Here is an 18,294-nt window from a genome sequence, read left to right on the forward strand (position 1 = left end):
ACTCCCTATAAACGCGCCGTTGGTCAGCTTCCTGCCACCGGACACGGCCCTCCAGCATCGGCCCAGAGCTTGAACTGGGTGACAAAAATGTCGTGGGGCACCGGAACCGGCGCCCGTCCCTCGCCCGGGCGCCAGCCCCAGAGCACCAGTTTGTCCTCGCTGACGTGCTTGATCAGCGCCGCAAAATCACGGTCGCCATTACTGGAACGATCCTTGATCATCGCGCACAACTTGTCGGGTGGCAGGCCGATCCAGGCCATTTTGTGCGCGGCCGGCGGCAGGCTCCAATGCGGTGCTCCGGGTGGAGCGTTGGGGCCATAGCTGGCCGGCGGATTGCGTTCGGCATGACAACTGGCACACGGCAAACCGGCTGCGCCCTTGCCGTCCAGGCCGCGAACCACATTCATTGCGTGAGGAACACCGGCGTCGAACTGCAACGGTGAATCGCCGGGGATATGACAGTTCTGACAACGCGGGCTCTGGAACACTTTCTGCACCGTGTCGAACGCCTTCACCGCCTCTTTATCATCAGCGAACAGGTCCGAGGTATAACCACCCAGGCCGATCAGCATCACCGCGCCCCAAAATACATGTCGTCTCATCTCACACCCCCGACAGTTGCAACGGCAGTTCCCGCAGACGCTGCCCGGTCAGGGCAAACACCGCGTTCGCCACGGCCGGCGCCACGGGCGGTACACCGACCTCGCCGATGCCGCCGGGCTTGTCGCTGCTGGGGACGATATGCACCTCGACCACCGGCATCTCGTTCAGGCGCAGAACCTGATAATCGTGATAATTGGACTGTTCCACCTGACCGCTCTTGAACGTCAGTTTGCTGTGCAAGGTAAAACTGAGACCAAAGGTGATGCCTGACTCCATCTGCGCGGCGATGCTCTGCGGATTGACCGCAATGCCGCAGTCCACCGCACACACCACCCGGTGCACGCGAATCGCCAGATTGTCCTGGGACACCTCGGCCACCTGGGCGACATAACTGCCGAAAGACTCATGCACCGCCACGCCCAATGCGTGACCATCCGGCAAGGGTGCTTTCCAGTTGGCTTTTTCCACCGCCAGATTCAGCACGCCCAGATGCCGCGGATGCGCCTTGAGCAAGGTTCGTCGGTATTCCACCGGATCCTTGCCGGCGGCGTCTGCCAGCTCATCGATCAACGACTCCATGACAAATGCAGTGTGGGTGTGCCCCACCGAACGCAACCACAGCACGCTGATGCCGGTTTGCGGTGAATGCAGTTCGACCTGATGGTTAGCCAGCCCCTCAAGATAAGGGCTGTCGGCCACGCCTTCGACGGAGGTTTTGTCGATGCCATCCTTGACCATGGTCGCCGCGAACGACGTGCCCGTCAGGATCGACTGCCCGACCAGCACATGCTTCCAGGCCATTGGCATGCCGTCGGCACCCAGCCCGATGCGCGCCTGATGCAAGAACGCCGAGCGGTAATAACCGCCGCGAATGTCATCCTCTCGGGCCCAGACGGTTTTTACCGGCGCGCCCGCCGCTTTGGCGACGTACACGGCTTCGCTGACAAAATCCGAGGTCGGGTTGGCCCGACGCCCGAAACCGCCACCGAGGAATTGGGTGTGGATCTCTACCTGTTCGGGTTTGAGCCCGGTGATCTTCCCCGCGATCATCTGATCCAGCGTCTGAAACTGCGTGCCGGTCCAGATTTCGCATTTGTCCTTGGAAATTTTCACCGTGCAGTTGAGCGGCTCCATCGGCGCGTGAGCCAGGTACGGCACGCTGTATTCTGCTTCAATCGTCTTCGCTGCTTTGCCTAGTGTCGCCGTCGCATCCCCGGCCCGACTGGCGGAAGTGCCGGGGGTGGCGGCGAGTTTACGGAAGCTTTCCAGCAGTTTCTGACTGTCGAGCCCGGCGTTCGGCCCCAGGTCCCATTCGACCTTCAGCGCATCGCGCCCCAGCTTCGCCGCCCAATAATGATCGGCAATCACCGCGACACCCGTGGGCACCTGCACCACTTTGTGCACGCCCGGCACCGCCAGTGCCTCGGCGCCTTCGAAGGATTTGACGCTGCCACCGAACACCGGTGGACGTGCAACCATCGCCGTCATCAGCCCATCGAATTGCACATCCATGCCGAACTTCGCCTGCCCGGTGATTTTCTCCGGGGTGTCGAGGCGCTTAGTGGGTTTGCCAATGACCTTCCAGTCCTTGGCCTCCTTGAACTTGATCGAGGCCGGATCCGGCACCGGTAACTTGCCAGCGTCATCCGCCAATTCGCCGTAAGTGGCGCGCTTGTCGCCGGCCATGACCACGCCCGATTCGGTGCGGATCTGCGAAGGAGCCACGTCGAATCGCTTGGCCGCCGCCTCAATCAGCATCAAGCGCGCCGCCGCTCCGGCCTGGCGATAGCGGTCGAACTCCATCCAGGTCGACGTCGAACCGCCGGTAATTTGCATCCCGCCGAATCCCGGCAGGCCATAATCGGCCGCCGAGGCCGGCGCATGTTCGACACGGATTTTCGACCAGTCGGCGTCCAGCTCTTCGGCGATCAACATGGTCAGGCCGGTCCAGATGCCCTGGCCCATTTCCGAATGACCGAGCAGCACGGTGATGCTGTTGTCGTTGCCAATGCGTAAAAAGGCATTGGGGGCGAAGACGTTTCCTTGATTCTCGGCGCCGAGGGCAAAGCGATTGGCACCGGGGATGACAAACGCCACCACCAGACCGCCGCCCAACACCGCACTGCCCTTGAGAAAACCGCGACGCGAGACAGGGTTGATTCTGTTCATGGGTCAGCTCCCTTCGACGTGGTATCAACCGATCTCGGCGGCGCGTTTGACCGCGGCGCGGATTCTTGGGTAGGTGCCGCAGCGGCAGATGTTGCCGGACAGCGCCTGGTCGATGTCGCTGTCGGTGGGCTTGGGGATCTTCGCCAGCAACGCGGCCGCCGACATGATCTGCCCCGACTGGCAATAACCGCACTGAACCACGTCGAGTTCGGCCCAGGCTTGCTGGACCGGGTGCGAGCCATCGGCGGACAAGCCTTCGATGGTGAGAATTTTCTGCCCGTGGGCCACCGCCGTGGCAGGCGTGATGCAAGAGCGCAGCGGCGCGCCGTCGACGTGTACGGTGCAAGCGCCACACTGGGCCATGCCACAACCGAATTTGGTGCCCGTCAGGTGCGCGACATCGCGCAGCACCCAGAGCAACGGCATGTCCGCCGGGACATCCAGTTCCTGGTCCTTGCCATTGATATTAAGGGTCAGCATTGCGGGTTTCCTCAGACTCACGGTGTTCTGAAGGGGCGCCTCTGCCTCGACGCCATCATTTTTGTGTAGGAGCGAGCGGTGCGGCGATCCGACTTACCCGCGAAGCACGATAACGCGGTGTGACAGCAATGACGCCTTCGCGAGCAAGCTTCGCTCCTACAAGGTCGACGAGTTACGCGCGCCTTGGGTTATCCCTACAGCTAAGCGCAATTTGACCCACAAGCCATGTTCATCGACCACCGGTCGCCGCCCATTCGCTCCAAACGGGTTGGGGAAATTCTCACGACTTGTCGATCTATGGCACAACCGGACCACCACAGGCTGACTACGCTGATAATCCAGAGTGATTAACCCGCAGAGGAGCACCGCCATGCACCGCGTTCAAAAACTCACGCCTTGCCTGTGGTTCGACGATCAGGCCGAGGACGCCGCGAAGTTTTACTGCGCGATCTTCGATCATTCAAAGATCGCCGGCATCACCCATTACGGCAAGGCCGGTCAGGAAATCCACGGCCGGCCGGAAGGTTCGGTGATGACCGTCAGTTTCGAACTCGATGGGCAGAGCTTCACCGGCCTCAACGGTGGCCCGGTTTTCAAGTTCAATGAGGCGATCTCATTCCAGGTCAATTGTCACACTCAGGAAGAAGTCGACCACTTCTGGGGGCGCCTGTCTGCGGGCGGTCCCGTTGAAGCCCAGCAATGCGGCTGGCTCAAGGATAAGTTCGGCGTGTCGTGGCAGGTCGTGCCGGTCGTTCTGATGGACATGATGAAAGACCCCGACACAGCCAAATCCCAGCGCGCCATGGCGGCGATGCTGCAAATGAAAAAACTCGACATCGCCATGCTGCAACGAGCCTTTGACGGCGAGAGCTAATACACTCCAGAGCTGAACCGCCGAGGACGTCAGGATGAAGCACTCCGTCACCAAAGATGCAGACAAAGCCCCGCGCTTCTGGCGTGACGACGCGCTGCCCTTCATCGAAGCCCGTTCCATCGCCGACGGTCGCGAGGTCTGCTACAGCCGGCATTCCCATGCGCACTTTTCCATTGGCGCGATCACCGCCGGGCGCAGCACCTATATTCACGAGCAATCGGAGTTTCAGGTCAGTGCCGGCACCGTGGTGCTGATGAATCCGGGCGATGTGCATGCCTGCAATCCGATCGACGACCAGCCGTGGTCGTACCTGATGCTGTACGTCGAGACGCCTTGGCTGACCGATTTGCAGCATCAGCTCGGCTTCAGCCAGGACTCGGCGTTTCGCCGGTTTTCCATCACTCACAATCGTGACGTCGAGCTGTTTGCTGGCCTGAAGAATTTGTACGAGGTGTTGATCGACCCGCAGCAAGACGTGCTGCGCAAGCACAGCGCGGCGGTGGAATTTTTCACCGACGTGCAACAGCGGCTCAACCCCGTCGATCGACCGCTGCGCGAACCCAATTTCAAGCTGGAACGGGCCGCCGACTATATCCGCGACAACTGTACACACATGCTCAAGCTCGAGGATATTTGCGAGGCGGCGCAACTGTCGCCGTCGTACCTGATCCGCGCGTTCAAGCAGCATTACGGCATGACGCCCCATGCGTTTCTGATCAACCGGCGCATCCAGTTCGCGCAGGAACAACTGCGTAACGGCAAGTTGATTGCCGATGTGGCGCTGGAAGCCGGGTTTGCTGATCAGGCGCATTTTCAGCGCGCGTTCAAACAGCATCTGGCGGCGACACCGGGGCAGTATCGCGGTTGATGCCGACAACACCAGCTTCTGTGGCGAGGGAGCTTGCTCCCGCTGGGCTGCGAAGCGGCCCCAAATCCCGGCGACTGCTGCGCAGTCGAGCGGGAGCAAGCTCCCTCGCCACAAAAAGCGCTCTGACGACAACAGTGGGATTGACTCAAGGCAACAGCAAATACCCCGCACTCACCGCCAGCAACAACGCCATGACTCGATTGAACAGGCGCATCCCCGCCGGATTGCTCAGGTAGCCGCGCAAAAACGTGCCGGCATAGGCCCAGCACCCCACCGACAAGTAGCAGATCACCAGATACACCGCCGCAAATTGCCACACCAGCCGCGCCTCGCCATCGGCGACAAACGCGCCCATCCCCGCCACACAGGCCAGCCAGGCTTTCGGGTTGAGCCATTGCATCACCGCGCCATACAGCATCGATGGCGCCCGCCCCGACTCCTTGGCATCGAGTTGACCGTTATCAGTGGCCAATTTGAAAGCCATGAACAACAGAAACGCCACCCCCGCCCATTGCACCACCCGCGTCAGCGCCGGCCAACGCTGCAACACCTCATGCAATCCCAACCCCATCAGCACCAACAGCAGAACAAACCCCAGGGTCGCCCCGGCCACATGCCGCTGACTGGCGCGAAAGCCGAACTGCGCGCCAGAGCTCAACGCCACAATGTTCACCGGTCCCGGTGTAATCGAAGCTGCCAGCGCAAACGCGGCCATGGAAAGAATCAGACTCATTGCATACCTTCTTCAATTCAGTTGAACCAGGCTTCAAGGTAATGAGCAGCCTGAACGCCGTATTGAAGAAAACGCCCCTCTGCGTCATTGCAAGCCTGCCACGATGCGCCTTGTGGCGAGCCTATACTCTAAGAGTTGGCACACTCGAAGCGACCTGCAATCGTGTTTGATGTACGGGGTATCGCGTCGAGTGATCGTTCACGCAGGCCACGGCCTGCCTTCGTCGTAGGGAGGAAAAGATCATGGCGCGTAAATACATCGACTGCCGCGAGTTTCCAAGCGATTCCAAATGCTCGGTCGCGCTGTCCGCAGACTCTGAAAACGAACTGCTCGAGGCCGCCGCACAGCATGCAGTCAGCGTTCACAAGCACACCGACTCACCGGAACTGCGTGCGCAACTGAAGACGATGTTTCACGACGGTACTCCGCCTGTTGAAGCACCGCGTCCCGCGTAGGAGCTGCCGAAGGCTGCGATCTTTTGATCTTGATCTTCATCAGGACCGCCGGGAACATAAATAGGGATACATAAAAAGGGACAGACCACGATTTAAGGCATATGCCGAGCAATCGTGGTCTGTCCCCTGTTTTCCCCAAAGGAGACGACCATGTATGCGGTTATAAGAACCTACCTGGGTGCTGGAGCAAAACAGCTTTTCGATCTTTTAGAAGAGCGCAAGGCCGACGTCGAAGCTACCCTGCGGACAGTGCCTGGCCTGGAAAGCTACACACTGCTGAATACTGGTGATGGCGGTACGGCGGTGACTGTTTGCACGGACAAGGCCGGCAGCGATGCGAGCTTGAAAGTCGCGCGCGACTGGATTCAGAAAAATGCCTCGAATATTCACGCGAACCCGCCGATCGTGACGGAAGGTCCGGTCATTGTGCAGATCAAATAGCGCGTCTTTCCGGTTGATCTTACGTTAGAAGGGACAGACCGCGATTCAAGGCGAATGCCGGGCAATCGTGGTCTGTCCCCTGTTTTATCCCAATATGAATGCCAAAGGAGATCCCCTGTAGGAGCTGCCGAAGGCTGCGATCTTTTGATCTTGATCTTCACTTGGCCCACTGAAAATCAAGATCAAAAGATCGCAGCCTTCGGCAGCTCCTACGGGGGACATTGGTTAACCAAGCCAACGCAAGTGTATGGCGATTTGCGTTCACCGCTGTATGGGCCGGCCCACTCGTCACTCATGATAAAAATACGGTTCTCGTAACTGGAACCGTCGTCATGGACCTCGCCACCCTCACCCTGTTTCTCCCGGCCTGCTTCGCCCTGAACATGGCTCCCGGCCCGAACAATCTACTGTCGGTCAGCAACGCTACCCGTTATGGCTATCGTCGCGCCTGCGTGGCAGGCGTCGGTCGTTTGCTGGCGTTTGCCGGGATGATCGCCCTGGCCGCCGCCGGGTTGTCGGTGGTGCTGCAAACCTCGGAATGGCTGTTTTATGCGATCAAGATCATCGGCGCCGCTTACTTGTTGTACCTGGCCTGGCAATTGTGGCGCGCCAATCCCGAGGCCGAGCAGCTTGTGACCGCCGCACCAATTGGTATTGTCGCTCTGGCGCGGCAGGAGTTTCTGGTGGCTGCGGGTAATCCCAAGGCTATTTTGCTGTTCACCGCATTCCTGCCGCAATTCGTAGACCCGACTCGACCGATTGCCGCGCAATTCGTCGTGCTCGGCGCGTTGTTCCTGCTGCTGGAATGGATCGCCATCAGCGCCTACGCCTACATGGGCCTGCACATGCGCCGCTGGTTCGCCGAACCACGGGGCAAGCAGATCTTCAACCGTTGCTGCGCGGGATTGTTGTCGGCGGCGGCTTCGGTGTTGTTGATGGCGAAACGGGCCTGACCTTTACCCTTGGGACGGCCCTTTCAGTTCGACCTGATTGCCGTCCGGATCGAAGCAATAAATCGACAGCCCGTGGCCTTCGGCGCCGAAACGCACGGCAGCTTTCTCGGGGGTCAGGCCGAAGGACTGCAAGTGACTGACCAGCGTTTCCTCGTCGAACGGTTCGATGCGCAGGCAGAAGTGATCGACGTTGCGCCGTTCGTCGCCGGCGGCAGCACCGCCCTTTCGGCCGAGTTCGCCCTGGATGTCGACGAGGTCGATCATCGAGGTGCCCGCACGCAAATGCACCATGCCCAGATCGTCACGGCGCTTGACCAGTTCGGCGCCGAGCACCTCGCCGTAAAAAGTGATGCTTCGCTCGAGATCCTTGACGCGCAGGACGATGTGATCGATGTGTTTGATCGTGAACGGTTGCATAGGATGATTCCTGAAAATATCGTTTACAGCATGACCGGTGACCCGATGACTGTAGCGCAGGGCCACAAAAATTCACTGTCGATTTTCCGGTGGAGGCGCCGGGCGACGCAGCATATGCTCAGCCCATGAACCTACAAAACGCTGTGCTTCCGCCCCACGCCGAGATGGTTCGCGCCATGCTCGAACGCGACACCGCCTACGAGGGGGTGTTCTTTACCGCGGTCAAAACCACTGGCATTTTCTGCCGCCCCGGCTGTACGGCGCGCAAACCGAAGCCGGAAAACGTTGAGTTTTTCGCCCATGCCGATGAGGCGATGTCGGCGGGCTATCGCGCCTGCCTGCGTTGCAAGCCACTGGACGCCGCGGCCATCGCGCCGGACTGGGTGCAGCGGCTGCTCAAATCCGTGGACACCGACCCCGACCTGCGCTGGACCGATGCCCAGTTGCTGGCCGAGGGCATCGAGCCACTGAAACTGCGCCGCTGGTTCAAGCAGCATTTCGGCATGACCTTTCACGCCTGGCTGCGCAGCCGGCGCCTGGGCATCGCCCTCGGTGGCATCAAACAGGGCGCATCCATCGACAACGCCGCGTTCGACTCCGGCTACGAATCCCTGAGCGGCTTTCGCGATGCGTTTCAAAAGTCGTTCCATATCACGCCCGGCCGCGCTGCCCACAGCGAGCCACTGCTGTTCACTCGACTGACCACGCCGCTGGGGCCAATGATCGCCATGGCCGAACAGCGTGGGCTGGTGCTGCTGGAGTTTCTCGATCGACCGGCATTGACCAAGGAAATCGAAGAATTGCAGAGCCGTTATGGCTACGCCGTGGCACCCGGTCACAACGGGCATTTGCAGCAGATCGAAGAAGAACTGGCGCAATATTTCGCTGGCAAACGGACAGAATTCAACGTGCCACTGCACCTGCCCGGGAGCGCTTTCGCCCGGCAGGTATGGGCCGAACTGATGAAAATCCCCTACGGCCAGACCACGACTTATGGCGCTATCGCCGCGCAACTGGGCAACCCCGGCGCCAGTCGCGCCGTGGGCCTGGCCAACGGACAAAACCGCCTGGCAATTATCCTGCCCTGTCACCGGGTGATCGGTGCAGACGGCTCGTTGACCGGCTATGGTGGAGGACAACCGCGCAAGGCGTTTCTGCTCAGGCTGGAAAGTGCCGCGGTGCAAATCACCGAGCAACTCGCGTTCTGATCACTCCACCGTTTATTAAAAAAAGTCATAAGGAAGGACATTCGATGGACACACTCGACAACCAATTTCACCAACTGCATCAGAGCGGCTTGCTGATTCTGACCAACGTCGCCGATGCCACCGGGGCGCGACTGGTGGAACAGCTCGGCAGCAAGGCTGTCGCCACCAGCAGCGCGGCGGTGGCTTGGGTTCACGGCTACCCGGATGGCAATACCTTGCCGCTTGAACGTCTCGTTTCCACCGTTGAATCCATCGCCCGAGTCATCACGGTGCCGTTGACCGTGGACATTGAGGCCGGTTATTCCGATGACCTGGGTCGGGTCGCAGAAGTGATCGACGCCGTCATCGCCGCCGGTGCCGTGGGGATCAATATCGAGGACGGTGCTTCGCCGCCCGAGCTGCTGGCCCGCAAGATCGAAATCGCTCGCCAGGTTGCCAATCGCCGGGACGTGAAGTTGTTTATCAACGCTCGCACCGACGTGTATCTCAAGGGCTTGGTACCGGCCGAAGATCGCGTCGCAGAAACACTCAAACGGGCCGCGTTGTATCAGGCCGCAGGGGCCGACGGGCTGTTCGCGGCGGGCGTCACGGCGGCGTATGAGATTGAAGCGTTGTGCCGTGGCACGACGCTGCCGGTGAACGTGCTGGGTTTCGCGGGCCTGCCTTCGCCTGAAGAACTGCAAACCCTCGGCGTGCGCCGTTTGAGCGCCGGCTCGAGCATCGCCGAATTCCTCTACGGCGCCATGGCGTCGGTAGTCAAAAGCTTTCTGGAAACCGGAAAACTCGATAGCAGCGACCTCAAGGCCTTCACTTATGGTCAAGTGAACGCCCTGCTGACCCCCACCGGCAAAGTTTGACCGCAAGCAATGGAGTGCGGCGCTGCGGGGTGAGGGCTAATCTCCCCCGCAGTCACCCGCGCTTCAGGATGCTCCATGCCCGACACCTACCAACTGGCCAGCGAATTTCTATCGGCCCTCGACGCCGACTGGCAACGCCATATCAGCGCCATCGGTCCCTGCCTGCATCAGCCCCATGCGGCTCGCGATCCTTACGAATCGCTGGTGCGGGCGATTGCCTATCAGCAACTGCATGCCAAGGCCGGCGATGCGATTGTCGGCCGGCTGCTGGCGTTGTTTCCGGCGAGCACCTTCCCAAGGCCTGAGCAGATTCTGGCGACCGACTTCGAGCAGATGCGTGGTTGCGGGTTTTCCGCCAGCAAGATCGCGACCATTCAGGGCATCGCTCAGGCAGCTCTGGACGGCGTGGTGCCGGATTACCCCACGGCCCTGGCCATGGACGATGAAGCATTGATCGAGCGCTTGATCACCTTGCGTGGGGTGGGTCGCTGGACGGTGGAAATGCTGCTGATCTACAGCCTGGAGCGGCCGGACATTTTACCGGCCGATGACTTTGGCGTGCGTGAGGGTTATCGGCGGCTGAAGGGGCTGGAAGTACAGCCGACTCGTAAGCAGATGATTGAAATCGGGATGGCGTGGCGCCCGTTTCGGACGGTGGCGGCGTGGTACTTGTGGCGGGTGCCCGGCCGGTAGACCGCGTTATCGTTCATCGCGAGCAGGCTCGCTCCCACAGGGGACTTTCTGCGAACACATTATTTGTGAACACTGAAGATCCAATGTGGGAGCGAGCCTGCTCGCGATAGCACCGGCACATCCAGCATAAATTCAAGTCCAGGAACGCGGACAGTCTAGGCTGTCCTGAGTCATCCCAACCTCATTGGAGGTTCCCATGCAGCTCGAAGGCTCCTGCCATTGCGGCGCGGTGTCGTTCAGCCTGACCAGCGCCCACCCCTACCCTTATCAACGCTGCTATTGCTCGATCTGTCGCAAGACCCAGGGCGGGGGCGGTTATGCGATCAACATCGCTGGTGATGCCGCCAGCCTGAAGGTGCGCGGTCGCAAGCACATCTCGATTTACCATGCGCGGCTCAAGGAAAAAGGTGACAAACGCGCCCATCGCAGCACCGCCGAGCGGCATTTCTGTTCCGTTTGCGGCTCGGGATTATGGGTGTTCAGTCCTGAATGGCCGGACCTTGTCCACCCATTCGCCTCGGTCATCGACACGGCGCTGCCGGTGCCACCCGAGAACACGCACGTAATGCTCGGTTCGAAAGCATCATGGGTAGAAGTCCAGACGCAGCCCGCTGATCGACGGTGCAATAGGTGGCCTGAAGAGTCCATCGCCCAATGGCATGAGCGCCTGGGTTTGAGCCGCTAAGCCCGTTCACGACAAAGCCGGATCAAAAGATCGCAGCCTTCGGCAGCGCCTACGCCGACCGTGTATATACCCCGGTTCTGTAGGAGCTGCCGCAGGCTGCGATCTTTTGATCTTCACGCCGCTACCGGCACACCACTGTGAAAGCGAAACTCCACATCCGGCGACTCGATCAACGCCTGCTCGGCGTCACGAACCTTGTCGATCACCTGGGCAATGTCCTTGGCTTCACCATACTGATAGGCCAGTTTCAGGTAACCCTGGAAATGCCGCGCCTCGCTTTTCAGCAGGCCGAAGTAGAACTTGCCCAGTTCTTCATCCAGATGTGGCACCAACGCCTCGAAACGCTCGCAGCTGCGGGCTTCGATGAAGGCGCCGACCACCAGCGTATCCACCAGCTTCACCGGCTCGTGGCTGCGCACCACTTTGCGCAGCCCCGAGGCGTAACGCCCAGCGGACAGCTGACGCAGCCCGATCTTGCGCTTTTTCATCAGGCGCATGACCTGTTCGTGGTGCACCAGCTCTTCCCGGGCCAGACGCGACATCAGGTTGATCAGATCGACGTGGGAGTGGTATTTGGCAATCAGGCTCAACGCCGTGCTGGCCGCCTTGAATTCGCAGTTTTTGTGGTCGATCAGCAGGGTTTCCTGATCAGCCAGCGCGGCCTGGACCCAGCCATCGGGCGTGCGGCAGCCGAGGAACTCGTGAATTTCGGGAAGGATCATGGGGCTCACGGATAAAAGGTACAAAACGAAGGGCGCCGATTATACCGGCCTGCCGACAGACCACCAGACGCCAACCGTTGATATGCATCAAGTCGCCGAATGCCGGCCAGCAACTATAGTTGTCCAACGCAGTGTTTTTTATCTTCATGGAGATCCCGATCATGCAAGCCATTCGCAGCATCCTGGTGGTCATCGAACCCGAACACTCGGAAAGCCTGGCGCTCAAACGGGCCAAACTGATCGCTGGCGTGACCCAGGCCCATCTGCACCTGCTGGTCTGCGATAAAAAGCATGACCACGCTGGCATGCTTGGCGTGCTCAAGGCCGCGCTGATTGAGGACGGCTACAGCGTCACCACTGAGCAGGCGTGGAACGAAAGCCTGCATGAAACCATCGTCGATGTGCAGCAAGCCGAAGGCTGCGGGCTGGTGATCAAGCAGCATTTCGCTGACAGCCCGCTGAAAAAAGCCCTGCTGACCCCGGCGGACTGGAAACTGCTGCGCTACTGCCCTACCCCGGTGCTGCTGGTGAAAACCTCGAAACCCTGGACCGGTGGCGTGATCCTGGCGGCCATCGATGTCGGCAACATCGACGGTGAACACCGTACCTTGCACGCCAGCATCATCGATCATGGCTACGACATCGCCAGCCTGGCCAAGGCGCATTTACACGTGATCAGCGCTCACCCGTCGCCGATGCTGTCGTCGGCCGACCCGACGTTTCAACTCAAGGAAACCATCGAAGCCAGTTACCGCGAGCAGTGCAAGGCGTTCCAGGCCGAATTCGATATCGATGACGACCATCTGCACATCGAGGAAGGCCCGGCGGATGTGTTGATTCCGTTCATGGCCCATAAACTGGGGGCATCGGTGACGGTGATCGGCACCGTGGCGCGGACCGGGTTGTCAGGGGCGTTGATCGGGAATACGGCGGAGGTGGTGCTGGATGCGCTGGAGAGCGATGTGCTGGTGCTCAAGCCGGATACGATCATGGATCATCTGGAGGAGATCGTGACCCAGCATTAAGCAAGATCAAAGGATCGCAGCCTTCGGCAGCTCCTACATGAATCGCATTCCCCTGTAGGGGCTGCCGAAGGCTGCGATCCTTTGACTTTAAAAATCAGCCGCCAAACGCATCTTTGAGGAAACCCGGCGCTATGTAGCGCTGGTAATGCGCTTCCGAGAGCAGGAAAAATTCCCGATCAATGGCATCGCGCAATTCCGGCAGGTTCCAGTCGCGGAACTCCGGCAGCAGCACCATCCCGTAGGCTTCCAGATTGTTGATGACCCGCGCCCCCCGGGCGATCAGCTGATAAGCCCAGCAATATTCCGACTGATGCGGCACAAAACGAATCTTGCGCTGCTCCAGCTGCAGACGCAGCAACGCGGGATCGAAAATCTCTACCTTGCTGGCCATCACCTGCGACAACAATTGCTCAAGACGCAGCCATACCGCGCGTTTTTCTTCCTCGTTGTAACCGTTCCAGTGAATTACTTCATGGTGGAAACGCTTGCAGCCACGGCACACCAGATCACCGTAAACAGTGGAGCAGAGGCCGATGCAGGGGGTCTTGATGGTCTGATTGGGCATAGGTAGGCAAAACACGGGAAAGCAGAACAGGTCGGCATGTTAGCCCTTTGTCCAACATTCATCACCCCTCAAAATTCAGGCCCTCAAGGTCTATTGGACTTTGGTAACGGCCGCGACGGATGCCCGCGCCTTGCCTCGCACACGTTGGCCCGGCAACGCGGCTCGCCACCAAAGTTCAATAGACCCTGACTTACCTTTAATTTTTTTTTGCCGTAGAATCAGCCAGCCTTTTAAGGCGCCAATGTCCGTTAGAAGCTGTTTTCAAAGCGTCACGAGCACAGTCGTTCCTTCAGAGCGGTGTTGGCGAAGGGTTTTTCAGCGGTGAAAAACCTGACGCCAACCCTCATCAGCTCCCCGTTCTGCAGGCGTAAAACTTTGAAAGCAGCTTCTGTAAGGAATTGCCGGTAATTCTGGCTAAGCGGCCCACAACGCCACGCAGCGCATGAGTACGGCAATTTCGGGATGAGCGTCCCGGACACCCATTTGGGACCACTGATGAGGGTAATAACTGTGCTTGAAGCCTACCGCAAACATATCGAAGAGCGTGCAGCACTGGGTATCGTTCCCCAGCCGCTTAACGCCGAACAAACTGCAGGCCTGGTCGAGCTGCTGAAGAATCCCCCGGCTGGCGAAGAAGCCTTCCTCGTTGACCTGATCACCAATCGCGTTCCGCCAGGCGTGGACGAAGCGGCCTATGTAAAGGCCGGTTTCCTCTCTGCCCTCGCCAAAGGCGAAGCCAAATCCCCTCTGATCGACAAGAAACGCGCTGTTGAACTGCTCGGCACCATGCAGGGTGGCTACAACATCGTGACCCTGGTCAATCTGCTGGACGACGCCGAACTGGCGCCAGTGGCCGCCGAAGAACTCAAGCACACCCTGCTGATGTTCGATGCCTTCCACGACGTCGCTGAACGCGCCAAGAACGGCAACATTCACAGCCAAAGGCGTGCTGCAATCCTGGGCCGACGGCGAGTGGTTCAAGAACCGCCCTGTGCTGGCCGACAAGATCAGCCTGCGCGTGTTCAAGGTGACTGGCGAAACCAACACCGACGACCTGTCCCCTGCTCCTGATGCCTGGTCCCGCCCTGACATCCCGCTGCACGCCCTGGCCATGCTGAAAATGGCTCGCGACGGCATCGTGCCGGACGTGCAAGGCTCCATCGGTCCGATGAAGCAGATCGAAGAAATGCGCAACAGCGGCTTCCCGATCGCCTACGTCGGTGACGTGGTCGGTACCGGTTCGTCGCGTAAATCGGCCACCAACTCGGTGCTGTGGTTCTTCGGCGACGACGTTCCTTACGTGCCGAACAAGCGTGCTGGCGGCTTCTGCTTCGGCAGCAAGATCGCTCCGATCTTCTACAACACCATGGAAGATGCCGGCGCACTGCCAATCGAATTCGATGTGACCAACATCAACATGGGCGACGTGATCGACCTGTACCCGCACGCTGGCAAAGTCTGCAAGCACGGTACCGACGAAGTCATCACCACCTTCGAAATGAAGACCCCAGTGCTGTTGGACGAAGTCCGTGCCGGCGGTCGTATTCCGCTGATCATCGGCCGTGGCCTGACCGACAAGGCTCGCGCCGAACTGGGTCTGCCAGCATTCGACCTGTTCAAGAAACCGGATGCCCCGATCGAAAGCACCAAGGGTTTCACCCTGGCGCAGAAAATGGTCGGCAAGGCGTGCGGCGTAGCCGGTGTGCGTCCAGGCACCTACTGCGAACCGAAGATGACCACCGTCGGCTCCCAGGACACCACCGGTCCAATGACCCGTGACGAACTGAAAGACCTGGCGTGCCTGGGCTTCTCCGCTGATCTGGTGATGCAGTCGTTCTGCCACACCGCGGCTTATCCAAAGCCGATCGACGTGACCACCCACCACACCCTGCCTGACTTCATCATGACCCGCGGCGGCGTTTCCCTGCGTCCGGGCGACGGCATCATCCACAGTTGGCTGAACCGCATGCTGCTGCCGGACACCGTCGGTACCGGTGGTGACTCCCACACCCGTTTCCCGATGGGCATTTCGTTCCCGGCCGGTTCCGGTCTGGTCGCATTCGCCGCTGCCACTGGCGTGATGCCGCTGGACATGCCGGAATCGATCCTGGTGCGCTTCAAAGGCAAGATGCAACCGGGCGTCACCCTGCGTGACCTGGTTCACGCCATTCCTTACTTCGCGATTCAGGCTGGCCTGCTGACCGTCGAGAAGAAAGGCAAGAAGAACGCCTTCTCCGGCCGCATCCTGGAAATCGAAGGCCTGGACAACCTGAGCATCGAACAGGCTTTCGAGCTGTCCGACGCCTCGGCCGAACGTTCGGCTGCCGGTTGCACCATCAAGCTGTCGAAAGAATCGATCACCGAATACCTGCAATCGAACATCACCCTGCTGCGCTGGATGATCGGTGAAGGCTACGGTGATGTGCGTACCCTGGAACGTCGTGCCCAAGCGATGGAAGCCTGGATCGCCAACCCTGAGTTGATGGTGGCCGATGCTGACGCCGAATACGCTGAAATCATCGAAATCGACCTGGCCGACATCAAGGAGCCTGTGCTCTGCGCGCCAAACGATCCGGACGACGCCCGTCTGCTGTCCAGCGTTGCTGGCGAGAAGATCGACGAAGTGTTCATCGGTTCGTGCATGACCAACATCGGTCACTTCCGCGCTGCCGGTAAACTGCTGGATCAGGTCAAGGGGCAGCTGCCAACCCGTCTGTGGCTGTCGCCGCCGACCAAAATGGACGCGCACCAGCTGACCGAAGAAGGCTACTACGGCATCTACGGCAAGGCCGGCGCACGCATGGAAATGCCAGGCTGCTCGCTGTGCATGGGTAACCAGGCACGTGTAGAGCCGAACTCGACTGTTGTGTCGACATCGACCCGTAACTTCCCGAACCGTCTGGGTGACGGCGCGAACGTCTACCTGGCTTCGGCCGAACTGGCGTCCGTTGCGTCCATCCTGGGTCGCCTGCCGACCGTCGAGGAGTACATGGAATACGCTGGCAAGATCGACAGCATGGCGGCCGACGTTTACCGCTACCTGTCCTTCGACCAGATCGCCGAGTTCCGTGAAGCTGCTGCGAACGCCAACATCCCGGTCGTTCAAGCCTAACGTTACAACGCCATAAAAAACGCCGCCCATCGTGAGATGAGCGGCGTTTTTTTATGCCTGAAGAAATGTGGGGCTCACTGTTACTGAGCATTCCCACGCAGAGCGTGGGAATGATCAGAGTGGCACTCAGGCTGTCAAGGAGTAGATCAACGCCGAAATCGCCACCAGGCCTACCGCCGTCACGAAGACGTTAGAGGCTTGACCACGAAAGCGCGCCATCGCCGGAACCTTGCGGATTGCGTACATCGGCATCAGGAACAGGATCGCCGCGATGATCGGGCCACCGAGGGTTTCGATCATGCCGAGAATGCTCGGGTTCAGCGTGGCAACGATCCAGCAGACCACCAGCATGAACGCCGCAGTCATGCGGTCCAGCGTCTTCGGTGCCGGGCGTTTACCGCTCTTGACGATCAGGCCCTTCAAGCCTTCGCTGGCGCCGATGTAGTGGCCCAGGAACGACTTGGAAATGGCCACAAAGGCAATCAACGGCGCCGCGAAGGCGATGGTCGGGTTGCTGAAGTGGTTGGCCAGGTACGACAGGATCGACAGGTTCTGCGCCTTGGCTTGGGCCAGTTGCGCCGGCGACAGGGTCAGCACGCAGCTGAAGACGAAGAACAGCACCATCACCACCATCAAGAGGTGGGCGCGGGACAGGATCTGCGAGCTGCGCTCTTCGGCATGCGCGCCGTAGCGACGCTTCTGGTCCACCGCGAACGCCGAGATGATCGGCGAATGGTTGAACGAGAACACCATCACCGGAATCGCCAGCCACAAGGTGTGCAGCAGCGCCGACGACTCAGGCAGCGTGGTCGCGGTGCTGAGGATGCCGCCATTCCAGTGCGGAACCAGAAACACCGCCAAAAACAACAGCGCGACGATGAACGGATAGACCATCAGGCTCATGGCCTTGACGATCGCCTGCTCACCGCAACGCACCACTGCCAACAGGCCGAGAATCAATACGAACGACAGCACGGCGCGCGGTGGCGGCATGATGTGCAATTGATGTTCGAGGAAACTGCCCACGGTGTTGGTCAGGGCCACGCTGTAGATCAGCAGGATCGGGAAGATCGCGAAGAAATACAGCAACGTGATCAACGCGCCGGCCTTGATGCCGAAGTGCTCTTCCACCACTTCGGTGATGTCGGCGCCTTCGCGGCCGGACAAGACAAAGCGGGTCAGGCCACGGTGGGCGTAAAACGTCATGGGGAATGCCAGCACCGCCAGGATCAGCAGCGGCCAGAAGCCGCCCAGCCCCGCGTTGATCGGCAAAAACAGGGTGCCGGCCCCGATTGCCGTGCCAAACAGGCCCAGCATCCAGGTGGTGTCATGGCGATTCCAGCTTTCTAGGCTCGCTGGTGTTGCCGCTACATAGCGTTCGTCGACGCTATTGGCCTGATCATTCATCCGGTCGGATCTCCGCTTTCCGGTCAC

General features: G+C 59.9%; 18 protein-coding genes and 1 pseudogene. 11 read left to right on the forward strand and 8 right to left on the reverse strand.

Features of this window, described 5'->3' with window-relative positions:
- Window positions 1–23: 23 nt before the first annotated feature.
- The 3 genes from ACZ89R_RS05780 to ACZ89R_RS05790 are packed head-to-tail and all read right to left on the reverse strand — an operon-like array spanning window position 24 to window position 3,252.
- The gene (locus ACZ89R_RS05780; protein ID WP_429546408.1) at window positions 24–602 is read right to left on the reverse strand and encodes a hypothetical protein; all 579 of its coding nucleotides are present in this window, start codon (window positions 600–602) and stop codon (window positions 24–26) included.
- Window position 603: 1 nt separating this feature from the next.
- Window positions 604–2,772, reverse strand: a complete 2,169-nt coding sequence (locus tag ACZ89R_RS05785) for a xanthine dehydrogenase family protein molybdopterin-binding subunit (protein ID WP_429546407.1) — start codon at window positions 2,770–2,772, stop codon at window positions 604–606.
- Between the two features lie 24 nt (window positions 2,773–2,796).
- Complete coding sequence (locus ACZ89R_RS05790; RefSeq protein ID WP_007906916.1) at window positions 2,797–3,252, reverse strand: (2Fe-2S)-binding protein; 456 nt, start codon at window positions 3,250–3,252, stop codon at window positions 2,797–2,799.
- Between the two features lie 370 nt (window positions 3,253–3,622).
- On the opposite strand from ACZ89R_RS05790, the gene ACZ89R_RS05795 reads away from it, so the two are divergent.
- Both ACZ89R_RS05795 and ACZ89R_RS05800 read left to right on the forward strand, forming a co-directional pair.
- Complete coding sequence (locus tag ACZ89R_RS05795; protein ID WP_123495117.1) at window positions 3,623–4,126, forward strand: VOC family protein; 504 nt, start codon at window positions 3,623–3,625, stop codon at window positions 4,124–4,126.
- Between the two features lie 34 nt (window positions 4,127–4,160).
- Window positions 4,161–4,994, forward strand: a complete 834-nt coding sequence (locus ACZ89R_RS05800; RefSeq protein WP_429546406.1) for a helix-turn-helix domain-containing protein — start codon at window positions 4,161–4,163, stop codon at window positions 4,992–4,994.
- Window positions 4,995–5,139: 145 nt separating this feature from the next.
- On the opposite strand, the gene ACZ89R_RS05805 is transcribed toward ACZ89R_RS05800, so the two are convergent.
- Window positions 5,140–5,727, reverse strand: a complete 588-nt coding sequence (locus ACZ89R_RS05805) for a LysE family translocator (protein ID WP_063343467.1) — start codon at window positions 5,725–5,727, stop codon at window positions 5,140–5,142.
- A 242-nt stretch (window positions 5,728–5,969) separates the two neighbouring features.
- Here ACZ89R_RS05805 and ACZ89R_RS05810 point away from each other — a divergent pair, with 242 nt between their 5' ends.
- From ACZ89R_RS05810 to ACZ89R_RS05820, 3 genes are all read left to right on the forward strand, one after another.
- Complete coding sequence (locus tag ACZ89R_RS05810; protein WP_008074349.1) at window positions 5,970–6,182, forward strand: DUF1059 domain-containing protein; 213 nt, start codon at window positions 5,970–5,972, stop codon at window positions 6,180–6,182.
- A gap of 150 nt (window positions 6,183–6,332) precedes the next feature.
- On the forward strand, window positions 6,333–6,623 hold the full coding sequence (locus ACZ89R_RS05815; RefSeq protein WP_429546405.1) for a hypothetical protein: 291 nt from the start codon (window positions 6,333–6,335) through the stop codon (window positions 6,621–6,623).
- A gap of 332 nt (window positions 6,624–6,955) precedes the next feature.
- Window positions 6,956–7,576, forward strand: a complete 621-nt coding sequence (locus ACZ89R_RS05820) for a LysE family translocator (protein ID WP_429543669.1) — start codon at window positions 6,956–6,958, stop codon at window positions 7,574–7,576.
- Between the two features lie 3 nt (window positions 7,577–7,579).
- Here ACZ89R_RS05820 and ACZ89R_RS05825 read toward each other — a convergent pair whose 3' ends face one another.
- The gene (locus ACZ89R_RS05825; protein ID WP_429546404.1) at window positions 7,580–7,993 is read right to left on the reverse strand and encodes a VOC family protein; all 414 of its coding nucleotides are present in this window, start codon (window positions 7,991–7,993) and stop codon (window positions 7,580–7,582) included.
- A 125-nt stretch (window positions 7,994–8,118) separates the two neighbouring features.
- On the opposite strand from ACZ89R_RS05825, the gene ACZ89R_RS05830 reads away from it, so the two are divergent.
- From ACZ89R_RS05830 to ACZ89R_RS05845, 4 genes are all read left to right on the forward strand, one after another.
- Entirely contained in the window at window positions 8,119–9,201 is a 1,083-nt protein-coding gene (locus ACZ89R_RS05830) for a bifunctional transcriptional activator/DNA repair enzyme AdaA (RefSeq protein WP_429546403.1), read from the forward strand.
- Between the two features lie 44 nt (window positions 9,202–9,245).
- Complete coding sequence (locus ACZ89R_RS05835; RefSeq protein ID WP_429546402.1) at window positions 9,246–10,058, forward strand: isocitrate lyase/PEP mutase family protein; 813 nt, start codon at window positions 9,246–9,248, stop codon at window positions 10,056–10,058.
- Between the two features lie 75 nt (window positions 10,059–10,133).
- Window positions 10,134–10,751, forward strand: a complete 618-nt coding sequence (locus ACZ89R_RS05840; RefSeq protein ID WP_429546401.1) for a DNA-3-methyladenine glycosylase family protein — start codon at window positions 10,134–10,136, stop codon at window positions 10,749–10,751.
- Between the two features lie 196 nt (window positions 10,752–10,947).
- Entirely contained in the window at window positions 10,948–11,436 is a 489-nt protein-coding gene (locus ACZ89R_RS05845) for a GFA family protein (RefSeq protein ID WP_429546400.1), read from the forward strand.
- A 113-nt stretch (window positions 11,437–11,549) separates the two neighbouring features.
- On the opposite strand, the gene ACZ89R_RS05850 is transcribed toward ACZ89R_RS05845, so the two are convergent.
- Window positions 11,550–12,158: a MiaE family protein gene (locus ACZ89R_RS05850; RefSeq protein ID WP_429546399.1), complete on the reverse strand. Its 609-nt coding sequence runs from the start codon at window positions 12,156–12,158 to the stop codon at window positions 11,550–11,552.
- Between the two features lie 161 nt (window positions 12,159–12,319).
- On the opposite strand from ACZ89R_RS05850, the gene ACZ89R_RS05855 reads away from it, so the two are divergent.
- On the forward strand, window positions 12,320–13,183 hold the full coding sequence (locus ACZ89R_RS05855; protein WP_429546398.1) for a universal stress protein: 864 nt from the start codon (window positions 12,320–12,322) through the stop codon (window positions 13,181–13,183).
- Window positions 13,184–13,277: 94 nt separating this feature from the next.
- On the opposite strand, the gene ACZ89R_RS05860 is transcribed toward ACZ89R_RS05855, so the two are convergent.
- On the reverse strand, window positions 13,278–13,748 hold the full coding sequence (locus ACZ89R_RS05860; RefSeq protein ID WP_429427578.1) for a DUF1289 domain-containing protein: 471 nt from the start codon (window positions 13,746–13,748) through the stop codon (window positions 13,278–13,280).
- 510 nt (window positions 13,749–14,258) lie between these two features.
- Here ACZ89R_RS05860 and acnB point away from each other — a divergent pair.
- A pseudogene (gene acnB / locus ACZ89R_RS05865) lies at window positions 14,259–16,860 on the forward strand (bifunctional aconitate hydratase 2/2-methylisocitrate dehydratase).
- A gap of 126 nt (window positions 16,861–16,986) precedes the next feature.
- Here acnB and ACZ89R_RS05870 read toward each other — a convergent pair.
- Complete coding sequence (locus ACZ89R_RS05870; protein WP_429546397.1) at window positions 16,987–18,267, reverse strand: serine/threonine transporter; 1,281 nt, start codon at window positions 18,265–18,267, stop codon at window positions 16,987–16,989.
- Window positions 18,268–18,294: the final 27 nt, after the last annotated feature.

It is taken from the genome of Pseudomonas sp. TE3728 (assembly GCF_056279145.1).